The sequence below is a fragment of the Corynebacterium sp. HMSC074C04 genome, from assembly GCF_001838295.1.
In the GTDB taxonomy this organism is placed as follows: Bacteria; Actinomycetota; Actinomycetes; order Mycobacteriales; family Mycobacteriaceae; genus Corynebacterium; species Corynebacterium amycolatum.
In genome coordinates this window covers 861,240-883,621 of the sequence record NZ_KV836272.1, presented here as the reverse complement: position 1 = coordinate 883,621, position 22,382 = coordinate 861,240, and the positions used below count along the sequence as shown (strand labels likewise).

Genomic DNA, 22,382 nt, shown 5'->3' with positions numbered 1-22,382 from the left:
CGTCAAGAAAGTTAATAGTCATTAACGGAAAGTATTTCGCCCATGACTCACGCCCCAGCATTGACCAACCGACAGCGCCACGAAGAGCTCGTCGCAGAGCTCAAAGAGTTGCTCAGCACGACAGCACGCGGTGGTTCCGAACGTGCCCGTGCTCGCCATATTTCCCGCGGTAAGCTGCTGCCACGTCAGCGCATCAACCAACTGCTTGACCCCGGCAGCCCTTTCCTTGAGGTCGCACCTCTAGCGGCCCACGAAATGTATGGCGGCAAGGTTCCGGCTGCTGGCGTCATCGCCGGCATTGGCATCATCGAAGGTCGTCGCTGCCTGGTTGTAGCCAATGACGCAACCGTTTCCGGCGGAACGTACTACCCGTTGACTGTCAAGAAGCACCTGCGCGCACAGGAGATTGCCAGCCTTAACCACTTGCCGTGCATTTACCTGGTCGACTCCGGCGGGGCCATGCTTCTCAACCAGGATGAAGTTTTCCCTGATCGCGATCATTTCGGTCGCATTTTCTACAACCAGGCCAACCTCTCCGCTCGCGGGATTCCGCAGATTGCCGCCGTGATGGGATCCTGTACCGCCGGGGGCGCATACGTGCCGGCGATGAGCGATGAAGCGGTCATTGTGAAAAACCAGGGCACCATCTTCCTGGCAGGCCCACCACTGGTTAAGGCTGCAACTGGTGAAGATGTCACACCAGAGGAACTCGGTGGCGGCGAACTGCACTCCAAGACCTCCGGCGTTACTGACCATCTCGCAGTTAACGATGCCGACGCACTGCGTCGTGTCCGCGATATCGTCGCAACGCTCCCCAAGGACCCGGAAGTTCCGTGGGACACAGAGCCCACCGTCGCGCCGACTCGCAACCAGACCGATCTTTACGATGTCGTCCCCGTCGATGCCAAAGTGCCTTACGACGTTCACGAGGTCATTGAAATTATTGTGGATGGAGGCCAATACCAGGAGTTCAAGGCCGAATTTGGTACGACCCTGGTCACTACTTTTGCCCGCATTCACGGGCACCGCGTCGGCATTATCGCCAACAACGGCATTCTCTTCGCGGAATCTGCACAGAAGGGCGCGCACTTCATCGAGCTGTGTGATCAGCGCGGCATCCCACTGGTATTCCTGCAGAACACCACGGGCTTCATGGTTGGTCGCGAATACGAGGCCGGCGGTATCGCAAAGCACGGCGCCAAGATGGTCAACGCCGTGGCTACCACCCGCGTGCCCAAGTTCACCGTAGTCATCGGCGGTGCCTTCGGCGCCGGCAACTACTCCATGTGCGGTCGCGCATATTCGCCGCGCTTCCTCTGGATGTGGCCGAATGCTCGCATTTCCGTCATGGGCGGTCCACAGGCGGCGATGACGCTGTCGACGGTTCGTCGCAACCAGATTGAACGCTCAGGTGAGAGCTGGTCGCAGGAAGACCAGGAGGAGTTTGAAGCTCCGATCCGCGAGCAGTTTGAGCGCCAGTCGCACTGCTATTACTCATCGGCTCGCCTGTGGGATGACGGTGTCATCGATCCCGCAGATACCCGCCGAATTCTTGGCATGGCCCTCGATGTGGCAAGTGGCGCGCCCCTGGATGAACAGGGCTTCGGCATCTTCCGCATGTAGTAACCAGCTAAAAACTCTCGACACCGCATTTTCTGGAAAGGAAACACAGGGCACATGACAGCGCACAACACGCAGCCCCACGCAGCTGGCGGCAGCCTGAGTACCGTATTGGTCGCAAACCGCGGGGAGATTGCCTGCCGCATTATTCGAACCCTTCGTGACAACGGAATTCGCTCCGTCGCGGTTTACTCGGATGCCGATGCCGACGCCCCTCACGTCCGCATGGCGGATATGGCCATCCACATTGGCCCATCTCCGGCACGCGAGTCCTATCTGGTTATCGACAAGATTATCGATGCCGCTCGCCGCTGCGACGCAGACGGAATCCACCCCGGTTACGGCTTTCTGTCTGAAAACGCAGACTTCGCGACCGCCTGTGAGGAAGCAGGTATTGAATTCATTGGCCCACCGGCCAGCGCCATCAACATCATGGGTGACAAAATCTCCGCCCGCGCTGCCGTCGAAGCCCGCGATGTTCCCACCGTGCCGGGTCTTTCTCGCCCCGGGCTTAGCGACGAGGACCTCATTGAGGCAGCCCCATCGATTGGCTTTCCTGTACTGATTAAGCCGTCGGCAGGCGGTGGTGGCAAGGGGATGCACCGCGTGGAAAATGCTGCTGACCTGCCGGCGGCACTCGCAACAGCTCGTCGTGAAGCGGCGGGTGCCTTCGGCGATGACTCCCTGTTCATCGAGCACTTCGTCGACACCCCGCGGCATATCGAGGTGCAGATTCTCGCAGATAAACACGGCAATGTAATCCACTTGGGCGAGCGTGAGTGCTCGCTGCAGCGACGCCATCAGAAGGTCATCGAGGAAGCGCCGAGCCCTCTGCTGGATGAGGAAACGCGCAGCGCAATTGGTGAAGCGGCCTGTGACGCGGCACGCTCGGTTGGCTACGTCGGCGCGGGCACGGTGGAGTTCATTGTGCCGGCGAAGGACCCGTCGTCGTTCTTCTTCATGGAGATGAATACGCGCCTGCAGGTTGAGCACCCCGTGACTGAGCAGGTCACCGGCCTGGATCTGGTGGCGCTGCAGGTTGACATTGCCTCGGGACGCCCACTGCCGGTTGCTCAGGAAGATGTAACTCTTACCGGTCACTCGATTGAAGCTCGCGTGTATGCCGAAGACCCGGCGGCGGGTTTCCTGCCCACCGGTGGCACGGTCACACGTGTCGTCGAGCCGAGCGGGGTGGGAATCCGGGTGGATTCCGGCATTGTCGACGGTTCCGAGGTCTCATCTCTCTATGATCCGATGTTGATGAAGATCATCTCCTACGGTGAAAACCGTGAGCAGGCGCTCGAGCGGCTGGACAAGGCGCTGGGGGACACCGTTGTCGCAGGTGTCGGAGTCAATATCGATTTTTGTCGCTATCTGCTGAACGTCCCCGAGGTTCGCGCCGGCGATCTTGACACCGGACTGCTCGACCGCGTGGCGGAAGGCTTCGCCACCACCGAAACGCCGGACGATGTGTACCTCGCCGCCGCGATGGACTGGCTGGCTTCTCGCTTTGAAGAGGCCACCGACTCACCGTGGCTCACCCCGGATGGCTGGCGTGCCAGTGCGCCTGCCGCGCAGCGCATTCGCTTCGGGGCAGGGGAGAACTCGCGTCTGATCTCGATTGTGGGCACCCCGTCGAGTACCGACGTCGTTGTCGGTGACGTAGTCGCAGGTCTGTCGGCCGAAGCGGAGAACGAAGATATCGACGTTCCAGAACCGCGAAATTACAAAGTTTCGGTCTATCGCGACGGGGAACATCTGCGCATCGTCCGCGACGGAGTTGCACAGCACTTCCTGGTCGAAACCATCGACAACGCTGGGTCAGCGAACCACGAAGAATACGTCGTCGCCGGTGCCCACGGCACCTGGGTATTGCCCCGCACCGAGGTAGTCACCACCGGCGCCGAAGCCGATGCCGGTGGCTCAGGAGTTATCCAAGCTCCGATGCCCGGCGCGATTATCGCGCTGGCGGTGGAGGAGGGAACCCGCGTCGAAGTTGGTGACGCTCTGTTGGTCATGGAGGCCATGAAGATGGAGCACACTCTCACCGCCGAAATTGCAGGTGAGGTTAGCTTCACCGTCGCGCCGGGCGATCAGGTCACCGGTGACCAGCAGCTGGCCGTCATCACCGTAGCCGAAGCCGAGGAATAAAAACCCACACAAAACGCACCAATCAGGTCCCACACCTACAAAATCTTTAAGGAGCACTCATCATGTCCGAAAGCACCAAGATTGCAACCGCCATCCTCGACGACGAATACGTCGAACTGCAGAAAGTAGTTCGCGAATTTGCCAATGAAGTTGTCGATCCGGTTTCTGCCGAGCATGACCGCAACCACACCTTCCCGTACGAGATTGTCTCGCAGATGGGAGAAATGGGCCTGTTCGGTCTGCCATTCCCCGAGGAAGTCGGTGGCATGGGCGGTGACTACCTGTCCTTCGGTATTGCTCTGGAGGAGCTAGCTAAAGTCGATCAGTCGGTCGCTATCACCCTGGAAGCGGGCGTTGGCCTAGGTGCCATGCCAATCTTCCACTTCGGCAATGACAAGCAGAAGGAGACCTACCTGCCCGAGCTGACTGCTGGTAAGAAGCTGGCCGGTTTTGGTCTCACCGAGCCGGATGCAGGTTCCGACGCCGGTGCCACCCGCACGACAGCCCGTGAAGACGGCGATGATTTCGTCATCAACGGTGCCAAGCAGTTCATCACCAACTCCGGTACCGACATCACTTCGCTGGTTACTGTCACCGCAGTCACCGGCCAGAAGGACGATGGAAAGAAGGAGATTTCTACCATCATCGTGCCGAGTGGCACGGAGGGCTTTGTCGCGGAACCGGCTTACGACAAGGTCGGTTGGAATGCCTCCGACACCCACCCACTGACCTTTACCGATGTCCGCGTCCCCCAGGAGAACCTGCTGGGCACCCGTGGTCGCGGCTTCGCTAACTTCCTGTCCATCTTGGCGGAGGGCCGAGTCGCGATTGCAGCTCTTGCCACTGGTGCTGCGCAGGGCTGTGTCGACGAGTCTGTTCGCCACGCAAAGGAACGCCACTCCATGGGCCGAGCGATTGGTGAGTACCAGGCTGTTTCCTTCAAGATCGCACGAATGGAAGCGCGTGCGCATGCCGCACGTATGGCGTGGTACGACGCAGCCGCAAAGATGGCCGCGGGCGCAGATTTCCGTCGTGAAGCGTACATCGCCAAGATGATTGCCTCCGAGGCCGCGATGGACAACGCGCGCGACGCGACACAGATTTTCGGTGGCTACGGATTCATGAACGAGTACCGCGTGGCACGTCACTACCGCGACTCCAAGATTCTGGAGATTGGCGAGGGCACCACCGAAGTTCAGCTCATGCTGATCGCACGCGGATTGGGGCTGTAAAATGGCTGACAACAACGTAACCGAAGTCACCCACGACGTCGTCCAGCGCGGACTGTGGTTCGAAGAGTACGAGGTCGGCGCGCGTTACCTGCACCGACCGGGGCGAACCGTCACTGAAACCGATGACGTCCTGTTCACGACGCTGACCATGAACACCCAGCCACTGCACCTGGATGCGCACTGGTCGAGCCAGCAGCCGGGATTCGGCGGCGAGCGGCTGGTCAACTCCATGTGGACGCTGTCGACGGTTGTCGGGCTGTCCGTCGGGCAGCTGACGCTCGGCACCATCGTCGCCAACCTCGGCTTCACCGAAGTGGCGTTTCCCGCACCGATGTTCCACGGCGACACCCTGTATGCAGAGACCGTCTGTCGTAACAAGCGTCTGTCCAAGTCCCGCCCCAACCAGGGCATTGTCGAGCTCGAGCACATCGGACGCAATCAGGACGGCACCGTCGTCTGCCGCGCCGTCCGGTCCACGCTCGTCCAATGCGCACCGACTTCGCTTGACGACGGCTCCGAGAACGCGGCTTCAGCGGGGAAGTGAGTGGCTCATGTCTACGCATAACTCCTGGCAGCCGCTGGGCCCTGCAATTCTGTTTGCGCCGGCAGACAGGCCGGAACGATTCGCTAAAGCTGCTGACCGTGCCGACATGGTGATTCTGGACCTGGAGGACGGCTGTCGCGCAGAAAACCGTGAGGCCGCCCGCGAGGCTATCGCCTCCTGTGACCTCGACCCGGCCCGCACGATTGTGCGTGTCAATCCACCGGAGGTTGAGGACTACGCAGCGGATATTGACATGCTGCGTGGCACCGCTTTCCGCCAGGTGATGCTGCCCAAGGCTTCATCGGCTCAGCAAGTGGATGAGTTGGTAGCGGCACTGGGGGAGAAGACCCAGGTCATTGCCCTTATTGAAACTCCGCTTGGGGTCATGCGCGCCGAAGAGCTGGCACGGGCCGATGGTGTCGTTGCACTGTTCTGGGGCGCAGAGGACCTGGTGGCGGGATTGGCGGGAACGTCATCACGCTTTAGCGAAGCAGAGGCTGCACTCGTGCCGGGCCGTATCCATGCGGGTAGCTACCGCAGTGTGGCGGTACATACCCGCAGCCACGTTCACCTGGCTGCAGCGGCGCACGGTAAGGCCAGTCTGGATTCCATCTACGTCAATATCTCCGACGCGAATGGGCTAGCTGCGGAGGCCGCAGATGCCGCTGCGTTGGGATTTGCCGCCACCGTCTGTATCCACCCCGGTCAGGTCCCGACAATCCGCCAGGCTTACCGCCCCAGCGACGAGGAGATTGACTGGGCGCGTCGGCTCTTGGCGGAAGCGGAAGAGAACACCGGCGCCTTCAGCTTTGGCGGCCAGATGGTGGATGCGCCGCTCTTCCGTCAAGCAGAAGCCATTGCTCGGCGAGCTGCCGTAACCGGTTAGTCCCACGGCCGGTAACGACCACTGATTTATCCCCCTAAAGAACACATTTTCCTCTCACACACTCCGCACTCTGCGGAGTCACTTAAACCAAGGAGAACTCCCCATGACCGCGACATTGAAGAACCACGCAGAACAGCGCACTGCTGATCCTTCGAAGCTGCCGGAGGGCTTCACCACTGTGCCGGCGCCATACGGCAAGGATGTTGTCGATGCCGATGGCAACAAGATGAGCCACGTGTTCGGCGCCGGTGTCGAGCAAGGTGCCGCTCCACTTCGCGATGAGACCCTCGGTGAGAACCTGCGTGCGATTGTGGAGAAATTCCCTTCCCGCGACGCCGTCGTTGACGTCTACGCGGATGTCTCCTTTACCTTTGAGCGTTTCTACAACCGAGTTTTGCGCCTGGCCAGCGCTTTCATCCGGGAGGGCTACCGTCCAGGAGACCGCATCGGCATTTGGTCTACCAACCGATGGGAGTGGACCGTGGTGCAGTACGCCTGCCACCACATCGGCTTGGTGCTGGTCAACATCAACCCGGCTTACCGCCAGCACGAGCTGAACTACGTGCTGGAAAAGGCAGGTGTGCGTATGGTGTTTGCCGCTCGCCGCTACAAGGACTCCGATTACCGAACCATGCTGATCGAGGCCTCCAAGCAGCGCGGTGTGCGCCTGGACAAGGTCATCTACTTCGGTTCGTCCGAATGGTACGAGCACATGCACAGCGAGATCGACGACCTGAGCGAGTACACCTCCCAGCTGAAACCGGATGATCCAATCAACATCCAGTTCACCTCGGGCACGACAGGCTTTCCCAAGGGCGCTACGCTAACGCACCGCAACCTGCTGAACAATGGATACTTCATCGGTGAGCTGTTGGGCTACACCGAGACCGACCGCATCTGTGTGCCGGTGCCGTTCTTCCACACCTTCGGCATGGTGATTGGCACCTTCGCCGCCTTCACCCACGGTGCCGCTATTGTCATCCCGGCCCCGTCGTTTAAGGCGCGTGAAACACTCAAGGCTGTGCACTCGGCCAAGGCCACCAGCCTCTACGGCGTGCCGACGATGTTCATCAATGAGCTTGAAGAAGCTCATGATCAGGAGGAATACGGATCCCCTTACGACCTGTCGCTGCTGCGCACAGGTGTGATGGCAGGTACCTCGTGCCCGTCGAAGACCATGCGTGATGTGATGGACAAACTCAATATGCACGAGATTGCCATCTGTTACGGCATGACGGAGACCTCGCCGGTGTCCTTCCAGACCCGCGCGGATTCTCCGCTGGAAAAGCGCGTCAACACCGTCGGCCAAATCATGCCGCACTTGGAAGCCCGCATCATTTGTGAAGAAACGGGTGAGACGCTGCCGCGAGGCGAACAGGGCGAGGTTGTCGTTCGCGGATACTCCGTTATGAAGGAGTACTGGGAACACCCGGAAAAAACCGCCGAGGCCATCGACGCCGACGGCTGGATGCACACCGGCGACTTGGGTGTGCTTGACGACGAGGGCTACCTGTCCATCACCGGACGTATTAAGGACATGCTCATCCGTGGCGGTGAGAACATCTACCCGCGCGAAATTGAAGAGTTCCTGTTCACCCACCCGGCTGTCGTCGATGCGCAGGTCATCGGTGTGCCGGATGACAAGTACGGCGAAGAGATCATGGCATGGGTAATTCTGCACGACGATGTGGAAGACCTCACCGCTGACGATGTGGCGGCCTTTGCCCACGGCAAGCTGTCGCGTCACAAGATTCCGCGCTACGTCCACGTCGTCGAAGAGTTCCCGATGACCGCGTCGGGCAAGGTCCGCAAGGTCGAGATGCGTGAGATGGCTCCGCGAATCCTGGGCTGGGTGTAGAACAATGTCAAAAACAACTGATCAGACCGGCCGAGAGCTTGTCGCAGGCCTTGTCACTGATGGAATGACCCTGGCAGTTGGCGGCTTTGGCCTGTGTGGTGTGCCATATACCCTCATCGAAGGCGTGCGCGACTCCGGGGCAAAAGACCTCACCATCGTGTCCAACAACATGGGCATTGACGGTACTGGACTCGGCATTCTGTTGGAGAACAAACAGGTGGCAAAGGTAGTGGCCTCCTACGTCGGCGAGAACAAGGAGTTTGCCCGCCAGTACCTCGAAGGAGAAATCGAGGTGGAGTTCACCCCTCAGGGAACTCTGGCTGAGCGGCTTCGCGCAGGGGGCGCAGGTATTCCCGCGTTCTACACCGCAACCGGCGTCGGCACGCTCGTTGCAGAGGGCAAGCCCCACGCCGACTTCGACGGGCAGACCTACGTGCAGGAGCGTGGCATCGTTGCTGACATTGGCCTGGTGCACGCCTACCACGGCGATATCGAGGGCAACCTTGTCTATCGCCGGACCGCGCAGAACTTCAACCCGCTGTGCGCAGCATCCGGCAGGGTGACCGTTGCGGAGGTGGAGCACTTGCTTGGCCGCGGTGAGATCGACCCGGATCTGGTGATGACTCCGGGTGTGTATATCCAGCACATCGTCCGCGGTGACGGCCGTGAGAAGCTCATTGAAAAGCGCACAACTCGGCCACGCAATACCGATTCCAGCCACGATGCCGGTGACGCGGCAGCAGGGGAGGAGATTTAAATGGCACCTGCGAAGACAATTATGGACAAGGGCTGGAGCCGTGACGAGATGGCACAGCAGGCCGCCGAAGAGCTGCGCGATGGCGACTATGTGAATCTGGGTATCGGCATTCCGACACTGGTGGCAAACCATATTCCCGAAGGTGTGCGTGTTCTGCTGCAGAGTGAAAACGGAATTCTGGGAATGGGCGCCTTCCCATATGAAGGTGAAGAGGACGCCGACCTTATCAATGCGGGCAAGCAGACCGTGACATTGGTGCCGGGCGCGGCAATCTTCGACTCCGCCACCAGCTTCGGCATGATTCGCGGCGGTGCTGTGAAAATGGCCGTGTTGGGTGCAATGGAGGTTAGCCAGTGCGGTGGCCTGGCCAACTGGATGATTCCAGGAAAGATGGTCAAGGGCATGGGCGGCGCGATGGACTTAGTCGCTGGTACCCCTCGAGTGGTGGTTTTGACCGATCACGTTTCCAAAGATGGCAAACCAAAATTGGTAAAAGCCTGCGAACTGCCCCTCACAGGTGCAAAAGTAGTGAAAAGGATTATTAGCAACCTGGGAAGCTTCGATGTCGCTGATGATCACCTGGTGTTACGCAGGCTGGCACCTGGGGTGACGCTAGCCGATATCGAGGCCAACACCGAAGCCGCATACGTGGTTGACCTCGAGAATTAAATACGCAGCAATCATGGTCAGTCCACACTCATCAGATTTGACTTAGGAGAATCCATCCATGAGTAACCTTCCAGCTCCCAGCCCGAATGATGTCGTTATCCTCGCCGGTGCCCGCACCCCGCAGGGCAAGCTGCTCGGCCAGCTGGCACCGCTTACTTCCGTCGAACTCGGCGCACATGCTGTCAAGCACGCTGTCCAGCGTTCCGGCGTTGCCCCGGAAGAGGTTCAGCACGTCGTTCTGGGCCAGGTGATTCTCGCAGGCGCTGGCCAGAACCCGGCCCGACAGGTCGCCATTAAGGCAGGTCTGCCATGGAATACGACCGCTGAGATCGTTAACAAAGTCTGCCTCTCGGGCCTAAACGCTGTCATTCACGCTGCTCGCCTGATTCGTCTCGGTGATGCAGACGTTGTTGTTGCAGGTGGTCAGGAGTCCATGACGCACGCTCCGCACGTTGCACGCGGTGTTCGTCAGGGCAAGTCCTTCGGTGCGCTGAAGCTGGAGGACACCTTGGAGCGCGACGGTCTGGTCGACTCCTTCGATGGTGTGTCCATGGGTACGCTTACCGACGGTCCGAACAGCGACCTCGGCATTAGCCGCGAGCAGCAGGACGAAGTTGCGGCCGCTTCTCACCAGCGTGCAGCCAAGGCGCAGGAAGACGGCATTTTCGCGCAGGAAATCGCTCCAATCGAGATTCCGCAGCGCAAGGGTGACCCGGTAGTTGTCGACACCGACCAGGGCATTCGCCCGGAGACCACTGTGGAGACCCTGGCTAAGCTGCGTCCGGTCTTCCTGAAGGAAAACGGCACCATCACTGCCGGTAACTCCTCGCCGATTTCCGACGGTGCCGCAGCAGTTGTGCTGGCATCGCGTGCCTACGCAGAGAAGCACGGCCTGGACTACCTCGCAGTTGTGGGCAAGGCCGGCCAGACCGCAGGTCCGGATAACTCCCTGCACGCTCAGCCGGCGGACTCTTTGAAGGAGGCTCTGCGTCGCGCTGAGTGGGACGCGCAGGAGCTTGACTTCATCGAGATCAACGAGGCATTTGGTGCGGTGGCCGTCAAGTCCCTGCGTGAGCTGGACTACCCGCTGGAAAAGACCAACATCCACGGTGGCGCGATTGCCCTCGGCCACCCGATTGGCTGCTCCGGTGCCCGCCTGACTCTGACCGCTGCAATGGAGCTGAACCGTCGCGGTTCGGGTCGCGCTGGTGTGTCCCTGTGTGGTGGCGGCGGCCAGGGCGACGCGCTGCTGCTGTACCGCGACTAATCGCATAGGTTAAAAACTCAGTAAACCCGCGTTGTGGTTTCCACTCTATGGACCCCACAACGCGGGTTTTGTTGTCTCCTGGGAGAGCCTGCGCGAAGGTGATTCGAGTTTTCAATTAGGTTAGGAGCTATGACAGGCTTTAGCTCCCTCGATGGTGAACAGACCTTCCCTTGGCTTCCCTCTGGCCCGGCGCTACTCTTCGCCCCGGCTGACCGTCCGGAACGTTTCCAGAAAGCTGCTGAACGATCGGACATGGTCATTATTGACCTGGAGGACGGCGCTGCCGTTGACAATCACGAGCAGGCACGTGCGAACATCATCAACAATCCGCTCGACCCGGAGGTGACTATTCTTCGGATTACCGGTCCTGGGACTCCGACCTTCGCGGAGGATGTCGCCTTTGCCCGTACATGTGACTACGACATCGTCATGGTGCCCAAGATTCGAGACTCCATTCCCGCAGAGCTCGAAGGGTTGAAGATCATCGCGATGATTGAAACCCCGCAGGCCATGATTAATATCCAGCAGATTGCCACGCACCAGGACGTTGTGGGGCTGTTCTGGGGTGCCGAAGACCTGACCGCCGAACTCGGTGGGGCGTCCTCGCGTCAGAGTGTGGATGAAAACCCTCGTCGCCACTACCGCGATCCGCAGCGATTGGCTCGTGCACTCGTTCAGGTGCATGCAGCTGCAGCGGGTATTGCCGCCATTGATGCCGTTCATACTGACTTTCGCGATGAGCGCGGCCAGTACCTAGAGGCTCTCGATGCCGTGGGCTGTGGTTTCTTGGCTACGGCCTGCATCCACCCGGCGATGGTGCCGCCGGTGCGCAAGGCATATAAGCCGTCGGAAGCAACGCTCGCCCGCGCCCGGAAGATTGTCGATCACGCAGGTACGCACACTGGCGCCTTCCAGCTCGATGGCGAGATGATTGACGCGCCCGTCGTAAAGCAGGCGGTGGCAGCGCTCGCGCGTGCGGGAATTACGGAGTAACTAGCGGCGGGATTTCGCCAGGTTCTCGGTGACTTTCCGGTCGATGCGGCCGAAGTTGTAGTACGCCGCACAAGCGCCTTCGGGGGAGACCATGCAGGTGCCGATGGGGGTCGCCGGGGTGCAGGCGGTGCCGAAGACCGCGCATTGCCACGGCTTGATGTGGCCGGTGAGCACAGATCCGCATTCGCAGGTCACGGGGTCTGGGATCCGGCGCCCCGGCACCTGGAAACGGCGCTCGGCATCGAATGCTGCGTATTCCTCAGAGATGCCGAGGCCGGAGTTTTCAATCCAGCCGAGGCCGCGCCACTCGAAGATGTCGCGGAGGGAAAAGACGCGGTCCATAAGTTTCTGCGCGGTGGTGTTGCCGGAGGAGCGCACAACGCGCGCGTACTGGTTGTCCACCCGCGACTTACCGGCAGCAACGTCGCCGCTGACGAATTGATCTAGCAGCATGACGACGGCCTGGAGTACATCCAATGGCTCAAAACCGGTGACCGCCACTGGCAGATTGAACTCGCGCGGCAGGAACTCGAAAGCGTCCGTGCCGGTGGTGGTGGCCACGTGGCCTGGGCCGATAAACCCATCAACCTTGGTTTCGCCGCCGTTGACGATGGCGCGCAGCGGCGGCTCGATAAGTACGTGGTTGGAAAACACGGAGAAGTTTTCCACACCCTGCCGGCGTGCGGCCTCAACGGTCACGGCAGTCGACGGGGCGGTGGTCTCGAACCCGACGGCGAAGAAAACGACCTGCTTATCGGGGTTGTCGGTGGCAATTTTCAGCGCGTCGAGAGGCGAGTAGACAAAGCGTACATCGGCGCCGCGCGCACGTGCCTGCATCAGCGACGTTTCGGACCCCGGCACGCGCATCATGTCGCCGAAGGTCGTGAAAATGACGTCTTCCTGCTGTGCCAGCCAGATGGCATCGTCGACGCGCCCCATGGGGATGACACAGACGGGGCAGCCGGGTCCGTGAATCAGCTCGATGTTCTCCGGCAGGAGGTTTTCCAAGCCGTAGCGGTAAATGGTGTGCGTGTGCCCGCCACAGACTTCCATCAGTGCGATGGGCTTTTCCAGCTTGGTGGCCTCGCGTTCAATGCGTGCGAGCAGCTTCTTCGCAGCGGCGGGATCGCGGAATTCGTCAACGTATCTCATGGTGCCGTCCAGCCCCTTAGTTGATCTGTGACGATGAGAAGGATTCCAGCTCATCCTCGTAAGCGTCGCCACCTAGCTGTTTGATTTGCTGGAGCGAGAGCCTGGCCTCTTCCTCGTCGATCTTGCTCATGGCGAAACCGACATGTACGAGAACCCAATCACCGGCGGTGAGGTTCTCGTCAATAAGTAAATCGGTGGAAATCATGCGTGCGACGCCACCAATTTCCACTGTTGCACGGGCAGCATCGTGGACTTCCGTGATGACGGCGGGGACACCAAGACACATACGCTTCTCCTCGTTTGCAATACTTTTCGAGACTACCATCAGGAGCAGCGAGCCTCGTTTTCGAAGGACGAGTGACGCAAGCAGTTTTGTCCGCCAGCAGCTGTGAAGTTAGGGATAGTGAGCATGCAGCCGAAGAATCGTCTGAACACCAACGAAGCCAAGGTAAACACCAATATTGGTCGCGTTCGGGCACGTCCGTTCAGGCTTCTCGACGACTACGTCACCCTGCAACACGGCTCCGGCGGAAAGGCATCCGCAGCTCTGGTTGAACAGGTCTTTTTCGATGCCTATGGCAATGAAATTTTAGGGCAGGGTGGCGACTCCGGGCTCTTCGCTGCCGATGCCGTCGTCAAGGCTGCGACAGCTTCTGCACATGGCGGGGCGCGTTTGGCAATGTCCACTGACTCCTACGTGGTCAATCCCATCGAGTTCCCGGGCGGCAACATCGGCGATTTGGCCGTCAACGGCACGATCAACGATCTGGCGGTAGCCGGAGCCAGGCCGCTGGCGCTGACCGCATCGTTCATCCTGGAAGAGGGGCTGGAGATCGCGACTCTCCGTCGCATCGTGGCGAGTATGCGCACCGCTGCCGATGCCGCAGGGGTGAGCATCGTCGCCGGCGACACCAAGGTTGTGCCGAAGGGCGCAGGTGACCAGGTCTACATCACCACGGCCGGGGTGGGCGTGGTCCGCGGCGACTACGCAGGTGCCGCTACGGAAGGATCTGTCTACACAAACATCGAGGCCGGAGACCGCATCCTCGTCTCCGGTCCAATCGCCGATCACGGCATGGCCGTCATGCTCGCCCGCGGCGACTTGGCTCTGGCCGCGCCTATCGAGACCGATACCCGCGCAGTCAACGGTCTGGTCGAAGCGCTACTTGAAGCTGCACCCGGCACTCGCTGGATGCGCGATGCCACCCGCGGCGGCCTCGGCACGGTCGCCAACGAGCTCGCCCGTGGCACCGGTTTTGGTGTCGTGCTTGACGACGAATCCATTGCAGTCCGTGAAATGACCCGTGGCGCCTGTGACATGCTCGGCATCGATCCGCTCTACGTCGCCAATGAAGGCACCTTCGTCGCCGTTGTCCCGGCTGAGCAATCCGAGGCAGCGCTCAGTGCGCTCCACGCAGCCGGGGCTTCCGAGGCTCGTGATATCGGCTCCATCGAGGACGATCCCGCCGCTTCCGTGGTGCTGGTCACCGGATTCGGTGGCACCCGCATGGTGGACATGTTGGTCGGCGACCCGCTGCCGCGCATCTGCTAGACATCCATGCCGGTTGCCGCCAGCAGGCGACCGGCCACCGCCTGGCCAAGACTCAAGCCGCCATCGCCCGGCGGCACGATTTGATGCTGCAACAGAGTAAAGCCCTCAGCTGCAACTTCGCGCCGTAGCAACTCCATTAACAGCGCATTATTCGCGCAACCCCCGCTGACACCGACAACATCGGTTCCAGCTTCCTCCGCCGCCTGCACCAGTCGCTTGCCGACGACGCCCGCAACCCCACTGTGAAACAAGAATGCGGCCTGCTCAGCGTCAGGCGATGCTGCCGCCTCCGGGATGACGTCCTGGAGGGGCACCGGCTTCGTCTCTGAACTGATCGCTCCGAGCGCTTCCGCATGTGACCTCACGTAGCGAGTCGCCACTGCCTCCAACTCCATGGCCGCTTGCGCCTCGTAGCTGATGGCCGCGCCACCGCGCCAGCGAGGCAGCAGCAGAGCTGCGGCGGCATCGAATATGCGGCCTAGAGACGAAGTTTGCACGGTGCCAATTCCCGTCGCCAGCTGGCTTTTAACCAGCGCTACTTCGTGTTCGTTGGAGAGGTTGCGCAAGAGACGGTCGTCGTCAAGCTCCCACTCGTGCGCGAGACCGAGGGCTAGCCGCCACGGATGCGTGACTGCACGATCGCCGCCTACCAATGGGAAAGAGGGGCAGTGCCAGGTGCGTTCCCAGTTTGCGGAACTGCGACTGAGCGTGAGGATCTCGCCGCCCCAGATGGAACCATCAGTGCCATAGCCAGTGCCGTCGAGGGTAGCGACGACTGCGCGACCGGCACTGGGGGAAAGGAGGCGGTGTTCGGCGAGTAGGGAGAGCGCGTGGGCGAAGTGGTGTTGAACCGAGAGCAGTTCGATGTCGTGCTCGGCAGCGAAGCGTTCGGCGAAGGCGGTAGTGGCGTAGTCCGGGTGAAGGTCGCAGACGACAAAATCCGGGGTCGCGTCACGCATGGAAAGGAGCTGATCAACTGCTTTCTGGTAGGCCTTCTGACTGGCCCACGAACCCATGTCACCAATGTGTGCGGAGACGTGAACGAGGTCCCCATGCGCGATCGCGAAAGTGTTCTTCAGCTCCCCGCCAGTCGCGAAAATGGTGGGTTGCGACGTACTACGGGCGCTGGTGCCGGTGCTAGTGCCCGTGTGGCTACGAGAATCGGTGGCCGTGATTGAAACGGGGATGGGAGCGAAGCCACGGGACCGGCGCGATGGGGCGGTGCCGATGAAAACCGAATCTTCAACGGGGACGTGGATTTCGCGGTCGTGGAGGATGAAAGCGTCGGCGATGTGACCGAGCTTCTTCAGCGCGTCGGCATTGTCGGTGCACACGGGCTCGCCACTGAGGTTGCCGCTGGTGACCACGAGCGGGCGATCGCAAAGCAACAGGTGAATGCCTGAGTATGGAAGCATAATGCCGAAGCTGTCGAGGTCAGGGGCGATGAGATCGGAAAGCGGCCCCGACCGCTGCTTCGGCGCGATCACAATCGGTGCCTCAGGGGAGTCGAGGAAACGCTTCTCCTGCTCAGTTAACTCAACCAGTTGGGCAGCGGTGTCAACAGTGGGAGCCATTACCGCCAGCGGTTTGTCGGGTCGACGCTTGCGCATCCGTAGTTTCTCGCAGGCAGCGCCATTGGCGGCATCGCAGACCAGGTGAAAACCACCAATACCTTTGACGGCGAGCAAGGCGCCGTCGTCAAGCAGCGCGTGTGCGCGACGAAAGAGTGCGAGAACCTCCTCGCGGGAGGTAGCGGTGGTGGTGCCGCCTGCATCGTGCCAGCTCAGATGCGGTCCGCAGTCGAAACAGCTGATTGGCTGGGCGTGATAGCGGCGGTCGGTGGGGTCGGTGTATTCGCGCTCACACGGGGTGCACATCGGAAAGGCCGCCATAGTGGTGCGCGGGCGGTCGTAGGGCAGTTCAGTGATGATGGACAGACGCGGCCCGCAGTTGGTGCAGGAAATGAAAGGGTAGAGGTAGCGCGGGTTGGTAGGGTCGAAAAACTCACGGCGGCAGTCCGGGCACAGTGCGGTGTCGGGCGGAAGCAGCGCGCGGCCGGGGTAGCTGTGGCGAGAGGACACGATGGTGAACTCGCGCTCATGGCCCAGCGCAGCGATGTGCTCGGCGGAGTGATTGATGATGCGGGCAAGCGCCGGCAGTTCGGTGAAAAGCTGGCTGCGGAAGGCCGCGAGGGCGTCCGACGTGCCTTCTACCTCGATGAATACGCCCTGCTCATCATTGCCGCAGAAGCCGACGAGACCCGCGCGCCGGGCGATGGTGGCCACAAAAGGGCGGAATCCGACCCCCTGGACGATTCCTTCGATACGCCAGCGAATGCGTTGAATGCCCGTGCCCATCCCCGCCCCGGTCGTGCCTGCCTTTTCCATGCGTTCAACTTTACGTAAGCGACTCGGGTCCGTTCGCACTGCTACTTTGGAGATTGTGCACGAAGTAGCGTTGAGCATGCAGTTGGCGAAGGTTGTCACGAGAGCAGCCGAGGGGCGGAATGTACGCACTGTGCACCTGCGGATAGGCGCTCTGCGTCAGGTTGTTCCAGAAACCCTTTCATACGCGTGGGATTTCGTCAGTCGCGATACCGGTTTGGGGCACGCGAAATTGGAGATTGACTGGGTACCTGCCGTTGTCGAATGCGCGCACGGCCATCGCGAACAGGTCGGGCCACTCGACGGTCTGCTGTGCCCCACGTGCGGAAAGCCCGGACGCGTAATCTCGGGGGAAGAGTTCACAATCGTCGACATCGACGTCGACGCGCACAAGTAGGAAAGACGGTTTAATCATGGGACGTTTCCACCGGCACGACGGCGATGACGCACACCACCACCATCATCATGACCATGACCACCACCACGGCCATGACCACGTTCATCTCGCCGACCCCAATGACACCAGCCACGGCGACCACTCGGGTTATGAAACTGGTGTGGAACGCGTGACCATCCTCGAGGACATCTTCAGCGAGAACGACCACCGCGCGGAGCATAATCGCGAGTTGCTTGCCGAACATGGTGTTGAGGCCATCAACCTGATGAGCTCCCCGGGTTCAGGCAAGACCGCGCTGTTGGAGAAGACACTGGTGGCTGCGCAGGGCAAGCTGCGCGTCGGCATTATCGAGGGCGATATTGAGACGGCCCTCGATGCCGATCGCCTGGAGGGCTACGGGGCACAGATTTCGCTGCTGAACACGGGCAACGGATTCGGTGGCGAATGCCACTTGGATGCTCCCATGGTCTCCCGCGCGCTCGAGGGGCTGAATCTGGACACGCTTGACCTGGTCATGATTGAAAATGTGGGAAACCTCGTCTGTCCGGCTGAGTTTGAGGTCGGTGAGACTCGCAAGGCAATGGTCTACTCCATTACTGAAGGTGAGGATAAGCCGGTCAAGTATCCGGTGATGTTCCGCTCTGTGCAGGTAGTGGTTATCAACAAGATGGATCTTGCCCCGTACCTTGACTTCGACATGGAGCTCTTCCGCGCCAACCTGGAAAAGGTCAATCCAGGGGTGAAGGTGATTGAGGTCTCCGCTAAGACCGGGGAGGGCATCGACGAATGGCTCCGTTGGGTCAACCCTGCGCTGGTTGATTAAGCGCGCGCCGGGGGGGGGCGTCGTGAAGCAATGGGGGGGGCATTACGGCATGCTTGACGACGGTCCCGCCACCCCCTCGTTTCGCTCCACCTTAGTGGGGTATAGGTGATATCCCGCTGTAATCTGCGGCGGTTTTTCACGTTCATTCCCTGTACCTGGAGCTATATTTACGCAACAGTTATCTTGCATATTATTTTGTTATAACCGCAGCGCAGCGCCATTATTCAGGTTGTTCTTAGGTCGCTATACTTGGCCATGTATAGGCAATGGGCCTGGGTAGTTGTAAAACCTCGAAACCAATATTCCTAATAACTAAGCAGAAGGCGCAGCGAAAAAATGATTAGTGGCGCGAATTGGCAGGAAGGCACCCTCGGCGACAACCTCGCTAGAGCTGGTGTCTCACGGCGCAGTTTCATGAAGTTTTGTGGCACCATGGCGGCAATTTTTGCCGCGGGAACTCCGAATGTCGGTGAGGCCGCGGCGCAGTCGCTGACTCCCTCGGCGGAGGAAATCGCAGACAAGCTCTCAGCTGTAAAGAAGCCGAAGGTGGCTTGGTTGCAATTGCAGGAGTGCACCGGATGTATGGAATCCGTATTGCGTTCCGGAGGCACTACTGCTGAAGACGTGGTGCTGAACTTAGTTTCGATGGACTATAACGAGCTGCTCATGGCGCCGTCCGGGCACGCGGCCGAAAAGGCTTTGGATGACATGAATGCCGAGGACCACATTCTGGTGGTCAATGGCTCGATCCCGACCGGCGAGCACGGTGCGTATTGCACCATCGGCGGTAAGTCGGCAGAACAAGTGCTGCTCGAGGCTGCTGAGAAGGCCACGGCAATCCTGGCCGTTGGTGCCTGTGCTGTCTGGGGTTCTGTTCAGGCCGCTAAGCCGAATCCGACCGGCGCTAAGGGCGTCGATGAGATTATCAAGGACAAGCCGGTGATTAATGTCTCTGGTTGTCCGCCGATTGGTGAGGTTATTACCGCCACTCTGACGTACGTGCTCACTTATGGCAAGACTCCGGAGGTTGACGCTGAGGGGCGGCCAAAGTTTGCCTACGACCAGCGTATTCACGACTCCTGTCCGCGCCGCGCACATTATGATGCCGGTCAGTTCGTGAAAACCTTCGATGACGAGGGTGCACGCAACGGCTGGTGCCTTTACGAGGTCGGCTGTAAGGGGCCATCCACGTTTAGCCCATGCCCAATCGTGCAGTGGAACCTTAAGTCTGGCTGGCCAATCGGTGCTGGTCACCCATGTATTGGCTGTACTGAGAAGGACTTCTTCGACCAGTTCACTCCGTTCTATGACAAGCTGCCGGGTATCCCGGGTATTGGGGTGGAGTCCAGTGTGAACAAGGTCGGCGTTGGACTGCTGGCTGCTACTGCTGCGGGTACCGCAGTCCATGGCGGACTTACATTGGTGAAGGAACTGAAGATAAGGCGCTCCAACGGCGAAGAAAAGGTGTTGGCTGCGTTTGGTGGTGTGGAAGGCCGAAAGCCTCCGATGGTCGACCTTCCTTCAAACTCACCGGGCACGCAGAGTGAGACAGCATCCGATTCGAAGGACAACTAAGGGCATAGGACATGGCTACGGAAAAAGTTGTAATTGACCCGATTACCCGAATCGAGGGACACCTTCGCATTGAGCTGGAACGCGAGGGAGACCAGATTAAAACCGCGTGGAGTGAGACCACTCAGTTCCGCGGCATCGAAACCATTGTGAAAAACCGCGATCCTCGCGATGTCTGGGCGTTCGTTGGTCGTATCTGTGGTGTGTGCACGGGTACTCACTCGGTGGCATCTATTGCTGCGGTCGAAGATGCCATTGGCTCGACACCGCCCCCGCAGGCACGTCGTATTCGCGACCTGGTGATTGGCTCGCAGGAGATTCACGACCACGTCGTGCACTTCTACCATCTTCACGGGTTGGACTGGATTGATGTCACGAAGGCTCTCGAGGCAGATCCGAAGAAGACCGTTGAGTTCGCGCAGTCGATCGGCTCGACGTGGAAGGGCAATAACGAAGAAACCTTCGCCCGAGTCAAGGACACCGTGCAGGGCATTGTGGACTCCGGCCAGCTGTCCATCTTCACCGGCGGCTACTGGGGGCATGAGGACTACCGCTTGCCGCCCGAGGCCAACCTGATGGCAGTGTCGCACTACCTCGACGCCTTGGCTTTCCAGCGCTCTATCATCCGCATTAACACCGTATTTGGCGGTAAGAATCCCCACCCGAACTTCCTGGTCGGAGGTATGGCGTGCTCCATAGACCCGGAACGCTCGGAGACGGTCAACCAAGTCGGCATTGACCAGATCAAGTCCTGGATCGATGAGATCGTGGAGTTCGTCAATGACTGCTTCTACCCAGATGCAGTCGCCATTATGAGCGTTTACAAGGATTACTTCGACATCGGTCGCTCCTCCGACAGCTTCCTGGCGGTCGGCATGGCCGGTGCCACTTACTCCGGCGACCCGGCTAAGTCCCGTGTCCAGACCGTGCATCCAAACATCAAGCCCGGTGTCATTCTCGACGGTGATTACACCAAGCTCCACCCATTCCAGCCGGAGAAGATCGAGGAATTCATTAACTCCGCCTGGTACACGCAGGAAGCAGGCGACGATGTCGGCCTCAAGCCGTACGACGGTGAAACCACAGTGAACTACACCGGACCGAAACCGCCGTACGAGTGGCTGTCCGACAATGAAAAGTACACCTGGTCGAAAGCGCCGCGTTACGACGGGCGCGCTGTTCAAGTCGGCCCGGTTGCACGTGTGCTGTTGGCGTACCTGCAGAAGGAGTCGGAGACGGTGCGCCTGGTCGACGAGGTTATGGACAAGCTCGACCTACGCATTGAGCAGATGAACTCCACTGCGGGACGCACCTACGCTCGTGCCGTGGAATCTGTGACTACCGCCAATTACTTGGCAGATCACATTTTCCCAGAGTTCGTTGAGGCCTTGAAGAACGGCGATATTGATGTCTTCGACAACAGCCGTTGGGAGCCGTCCTCGTGGCCGGAAAAGTGCCAGGGCGTGGGCTTTCTCGAGGTCGCTCGTGGCATGCTCAGCCACTGGGTCAAAATCGAAAATGGCAAGGTGACCAACTACCAAGCCGTGGTTCCTACCACGTGGCTGGCCGGTGGCCGTGACCCCAAGGGGCAGCTTGGCCCGTACGAGCACGCGCTGGCTGGCGATGGCACGCATCCGCTGGTCGATCCTGAGCAGCCGCTTGAGCCACTTCGCACGATTCATTCCTTCGACCCATGTATGGCCTGCGCAGTCCATGTTTTGGATCCGTCTGGTCAGGAGATGTTTAAGGTGACGACGGCATGACCCCCTCAGTGAGTGAAAATCCGGAACTGCGACTAAAGGATTCCAAGGGCAACCCCCTGGTTATTGCGGTTATTGACGCACACACCAGCCACTGGTTGTCGCCATCTGAGGTCATTCAGGCCGCAGCAATTGTCCCGGACGAGTCCCGCGATCCTGTCGACCTTGCGCTGAAGGTCAGCTTGCGTCGTCGTCGTGACGATCTTTTCCACCTCGACGGCACGCCACTGATGAAATTGACCCCGGATTCGTACGATCCGGCAACACCGGATCGCCGTTACTCCATCGCTAAGGTGCACGGTCTCAATATCGCCGATCAAACGGTCGATGTGGCAATCATGCGTGGTGAACTGGACTCAGTCGTAGAGGCATCCACGATGTCCCGCGAGGAAGGTGTTCTACTTCGTCGTAACGCGAACATGCACCATGGCCGCGGTCATCGCAGCATGGGGGTCGCTCTCGCGCCCATTGACAAAGACGGAAATATCATCGGAGAGTTCATCTTCGAAGGATTCGTGGCAATGGGGCTGCGGAAACTCGACGAGGCCATTGCGGAGAACAAGAAGGGTTCCGGTTCGTGGGTCGAGGTTCACCTGTGGGGATGGGCGCTGCGCGTTCAACATTGGTTGAACCTGGTGCTGATGTTGGTGATGACCTTTACTGGCTGGTACATCATGCAGCCCTATTTGACCGAGCGCACCTATGACGGCACGGCCGCGGGTTTTGCGATGGGGTATGTGCGTTTCGCGCACTTCTTAGCCGGAT

General features: G+C 59.9%; 18 protein-coding genes and 1 pseudogene. 16 read left to right on the top strand and 3 right to left on the bottom strand.

Going from position 1 to position 22,382, the window contains the following annotated elements; all coding sequences use genetic code 11:
• Positions 1-42 precede the first annotated feature (42 nt).
• The 10 genes from HMPREF3011_RS08275 to HMPREF3011_RS08230 all read left to right on the top strand — a co-directional run bounded on the left by HMPREF3011_RS08275 (position 43) and on the right by HMPREF3011_RS08230 (position 11,977).
• Positions 43-1,623, top strand: coding sequence for a carboxyl transferase domain-containing protein (locus HMPREF3011_RS08275; RefSeq protein WP_070431953.1), 1,581 nt, complete (start codon positions 43-45; stop codon positions 1,621-1,623).
• Between the two features lie 54 nt (positions 1,624-1,677).
• Entirely contained in the window at positions 1,678-3,771 is a 2,094-nt protein-coding gene (locus tag HMPREF3011_RS08270) for an acetyl-CoA carboxylase biotin carboxylase subunit (RefSeq protein WP_038627850.1), read from the top strand.
• Positions 3,772-3,833: 62 nt separating this feature from the next.
• On the top strand, positions 3,834-5,003 hold the full coding sequence (locus HMPREF3011_RS08265) for an acyl-CoA dehydrogenase family protein (protein WP_049182292.1): 1,170 nt from the start codon (positions 3,834-3,836) through the stop codon (positions 5,001-5,003).
• Between the two features lies 1 nt (position 5,004).
• Positions 5,005-5,547, top strand: a complete 543-nt coding sequence (locus tag HMPREF3011_RS08260; RefSeq protein ID WP_038627852.1) for a MaoC family dehydratase — start codon at positions 5,005-5,007, stop codon at positions 5,545-5,547.
• Between the two features lie 7 nt (positions 5,548-5,554).
• On the top strand, positions 5,555-6,433 hold the full coding sequence (locus HMPREF3011_RS08255) for an HpcH/HpaI aldolase/citrate lyase family protein (protein ID WP_038627854.1): 879 nt from the start codon (positions 5,555-5,557) through the stop codon (positions 6,431-6,433).
• 103 nt (positions 6,434-6,536) lie between these two features.
• Positions 6,537-8,291 (top strand): AMP-binding protein, encoded by a 1,755-nt coding sequence (locus tag HMPREF3011_RS08250; protein WP_038627856.1) that lies wholly within the window; start codon positions 6,537-6,539, stop codon positions 8,289-8,291.
• Between the two features lie 4 nt (positions 8,292-8,295).
• A complete protein-coding gene (locus tag HMPREF3011_RS11470) occupies positions 8,296-9,048 on the top strand; it encodes a CoA transferase subunit A (RefSeq protein ID WP_038627858.1) in 753 nt (250 codons plus the stop codon).
• The gene (locus HMPREF3011_RS11465; RefSeq protein WP_038627860.1) at positions 9,049-9,717 is read left to right on the top strand and encodes a 3-oxoacid CoA-transferase subunit B; all 669 of its coding nucleotides are present in this window, start codon (positions 9,049-9,051) and stop codon (positions 9,715-9,717) included.
• 58 nt (positions 9,718-9,775) lie between these two features.
• Positions 9,776-10,984, top strand: coding sequence for an acetyl-CoA C-acetyltransferase (locus HMPREF3011_RS08235; RefSeq protein WP_038627863.1), 1,209 nt, complete (start codon positions 9,776-9,778; stop codon positions 10,982-10,984).
• 129 nt (positions 10,985-11,113) lie between these two features.
• Positions 11,114-11,977 carry an HpcH/HpaI aldolase/citrate lyase family protein gene (locus HMPREF3011_RS08230; protein ID WP_038627866.1) on the top strand — a complete coding sequence of 288 codons (864 nt, stop codon included), beginning with the start codon at positions 11,114-11,116 and terminating at the stop codon, positions 11,975-11,977.
• On the opposite strand, the gene hypD is transcribed toward HMPREF3011_RS08230, so the two are convergent.
• Positions 11,978-13,129, bottom strand: coding sequence for a hydrogenase formation protein HypD (gene hypD / locus HMPREF3011_RS08225; RefSeq protein ID WP_070841376.1), 1,152 nt, complete (start codon positions 13,127-13,129; stop codon positions 11,978-11,980).
• Positions 13,130-13,145: 16 nt separating this feature from the next.
• Positions 13,146-13,415: a HypC/HybG/HupF family hydrogenase formation chaperone gene (locus tag HMPREF3011_RS08220; protein WP_038629409.1), complete on the bottom strand. Its 270-nt coding sequence runs from the start codon at positions 13,413-13,415 to the stop codon at positions 13,146-13,148.
• A 123-nt stretch (positions 13,416-13,538) separates the two neighbouring features.
• Between HMPREF3011_RS08220 and hypE the strand changes: the two genes are divergently transcribed.
• On the top strand, positions 13,539-14,681 hold the full coding sequence (hypE, locus tag HMPREF3011_RS08215; RefSeq protein ID WP_052155581.1) for a hydrogenase expression/formation protein HypE: 1,143 nt from the start codon (positions 13,539-13,541) through the stop codon (positions 14,679-14,681).
• Here hypE and hypF read toward each other — a convergent pair.
• Positions 14,678-17,068: a carbamoyltransferase HypF gene (gene hypF, locus HMPREF3011_RS08210; RefSeq protein ID WP_083327075.1), complete on the bottom strand. Its 2,391-nt coding sequence runs from the start codon at positions 17,066-17,068 to the stop codon at positions 14,678-14,680. The genes hypE and hypF overlap by 4 nt on opposite strands.
• Before the next feature lie 76 nt (positions 17,069-17,144).
• Here hypF and HMPREF3011_RS08205 point away from each other — a divergent pair, with 76 nt between their 5' ends.
• The 5 genes and pseudogenes from HMPREF3011_RS08205 to HMPREF3011_RS08185 form a co-directional block, all read left to right on the top strand.
• The gene (locus HMPREF3011_RS08205; protein ID WP_038627871.1) at positions 17,145-17,462 is read left to right on the top strand and encodes a hydrogenase maturation nickel metallochaperone HypA; all 318 of its coding nucleotides are present in this window, start codon (positions 17,145-17,147) and stop codon (positions 17,460-17,462) included.
• 16 nt (positions 17,463-17,478) lie between these two features.
• The gene (gene hypB / locus HMPREF3011_RS08200; protein WP_038627874.1) at positions 17,479-18,285 is read left to right on the top strand and encodes a hydrogenase nickel incorporation protein HypB; all 807 of its coding nucleotides are present in this window, start codon (positions 17,479-17,481) and stop codon (positions 18,283-18,285) included.
• A 336-nt stretch (positions 18,286-18,621) separates the two neighbouring features.
• The gene (locus tag HMPREF3011_RS08195; RefSeq protein ID WP_038627876.1) at positions 18,622-19,860 is read left to right on the top strand and encodes a hydrogenase small subunit; all 1,239 of its coding nucleotides are present in this window, start codon (positions 18,622-18,624) and stop codon (positions 19,858-19,860) included.
• An 11-nt stretch (positions 19,861-19,871) separates the two neighbouring features.
• Positions 19,872-21,620, top strand: coding sequence for a nickel-dependent hydrogenase large subunit (locus HMPREF3011_RS08190; protein WP_038627878.1), 1,749 nt, complete (start codon positions 19,872-19,874; stop codon positions 21,618-21,620).
• Positions 21,617-22,382: pseudogene (locus tag HMPREF3011_RS08185) on the top strand (Ni/Fe-hydrogenase, b-type cytochrome subunit); the annotation flags it as partial. The gene HMPREF3011_RS08190 and the pseudogene HMPREF3011_RS08185, both read left to right, overlap by 4 nt.

Coding starts and splice junctions, on each gene's coding strand:
- HMPREF3011_RS08190 (WP_038627878.1), top strand. CDS start 19,872: ATGGCTACGGAAAAAGTTGTAATTGACCCGATTACCCGAATCGAGGGA.
- HMPREF3011_RS08255 (WP_038627854.1), top strand. CDS start 5,555: ATGTCTACGCATAACTCCTGGCAGCCGCTGGGCCCTGCAATTCTGTTT.
- HMPREF3011_RS08270 (WP_038627850.1), top strand. CDS start 1,678: ATGACAGCGCACAACACGCAGCCCCACGCAGCTGGCGGCAGCCTGAGT.
- HMPREF3011_RS08275 (WP_070431953.1), top strand. CDS start 43: ATGACTCACGCCCCAGCATTGACCAACCGACAGCGCCACGAAGAGCTC.
- HMPREF3011_RS08235 (WP_038627863.1), top strand. CDS start 9,776: ATGAGTAACCTTCCAGCTCCCAGCCCGAATGATGTCGTTATCCTCGCC.
- hypB (WP_038627874.1), top strand. CDS start 17,479: ATGGGACGTTTCCACCGGCACGACGGCGATGACGCACACCACCACCAT.
- HMPREF3011_RS08230 (WP_038627866.1), top strand. CDS start 11,114: ATGACAGGCTTTAGCTCCCTCGATGGTGAACAGACCTTCCCTTGGCTT.
- HMPREF3011_RS08205 (WP_038627871.1), top strand. CDS start 17,145: ATGCAGTTGGCGAAGGTTGTCACGAGAGCAGCCGAGGGGCGGAATGTA.
- HMPREF3011_RS11465 (WP_038627860.1), top strand. CDS start 9,049: ATGGCACCTGCGAAGACAATTATGGACAAGGGCTGGAGCCGTGACGAG.
- HMPREF3011_RS08260 (WP_038627852.1), top strand. CDS start 5,005: ATGGCTGACAACAACGTAACCGAAGTCACCCACGACGTCGTCCAGCGC.
- hypD (WP_070841376.1), bottom strand. CDS start 13,129: ATGAGATACGTTGACGAATTCCGCGATCCCGCCGCTGCGAAGAAGCTG.
- hypF (WP_083327075.1), bottom strand. CDS start 17,068: ATGGAAAAGGCAGGCACGACCGGGGCGGGGATGGGCACGGGCATTCAA.
- hypE (WP_052155581.1), top strand. CDS start 13,539: ATGCAGCCGAAGAATCGTCTGAACACCAACGAAGCCAAGGTAAACACC.
- HMPREF3011_RS08250 (WP_038627856.1), top strand. CDS start 6,537: ATGACCGCGACATTGAAGAACCACGCAGAACAGCGCACTGCTGATCCT.
- HMPREF3011_RS11470 (WP_038627858.1), top strand. CDS start 8,296: ATGTCAAAAACAACTGATCAGACCGGCCGAGAGCTTGTCGCAGGCCTT.
- HMPREF3011_RS08265 (WP_049182292.1), top strand. CDS start 3,834: ATGTCCGAAAGCACCAAGATTGCAACCGCCATCCTCGACGACGAATAC.
- HMPREF3011_RS08195 (WP_038627876.1), top strand. CDS start 18,622: ATGATTAGTGGCGCGAATTGGCAGGAAGGCACCCTCGGCGACAACCTC.
- HMPREF3011_RS08220 (WP_038629409.1), bottom strand. CDS start 13,415: ATGTGTCTTGGTGTCCCCGCCGTCATCACGGAAGTCCACGATGCTGCC.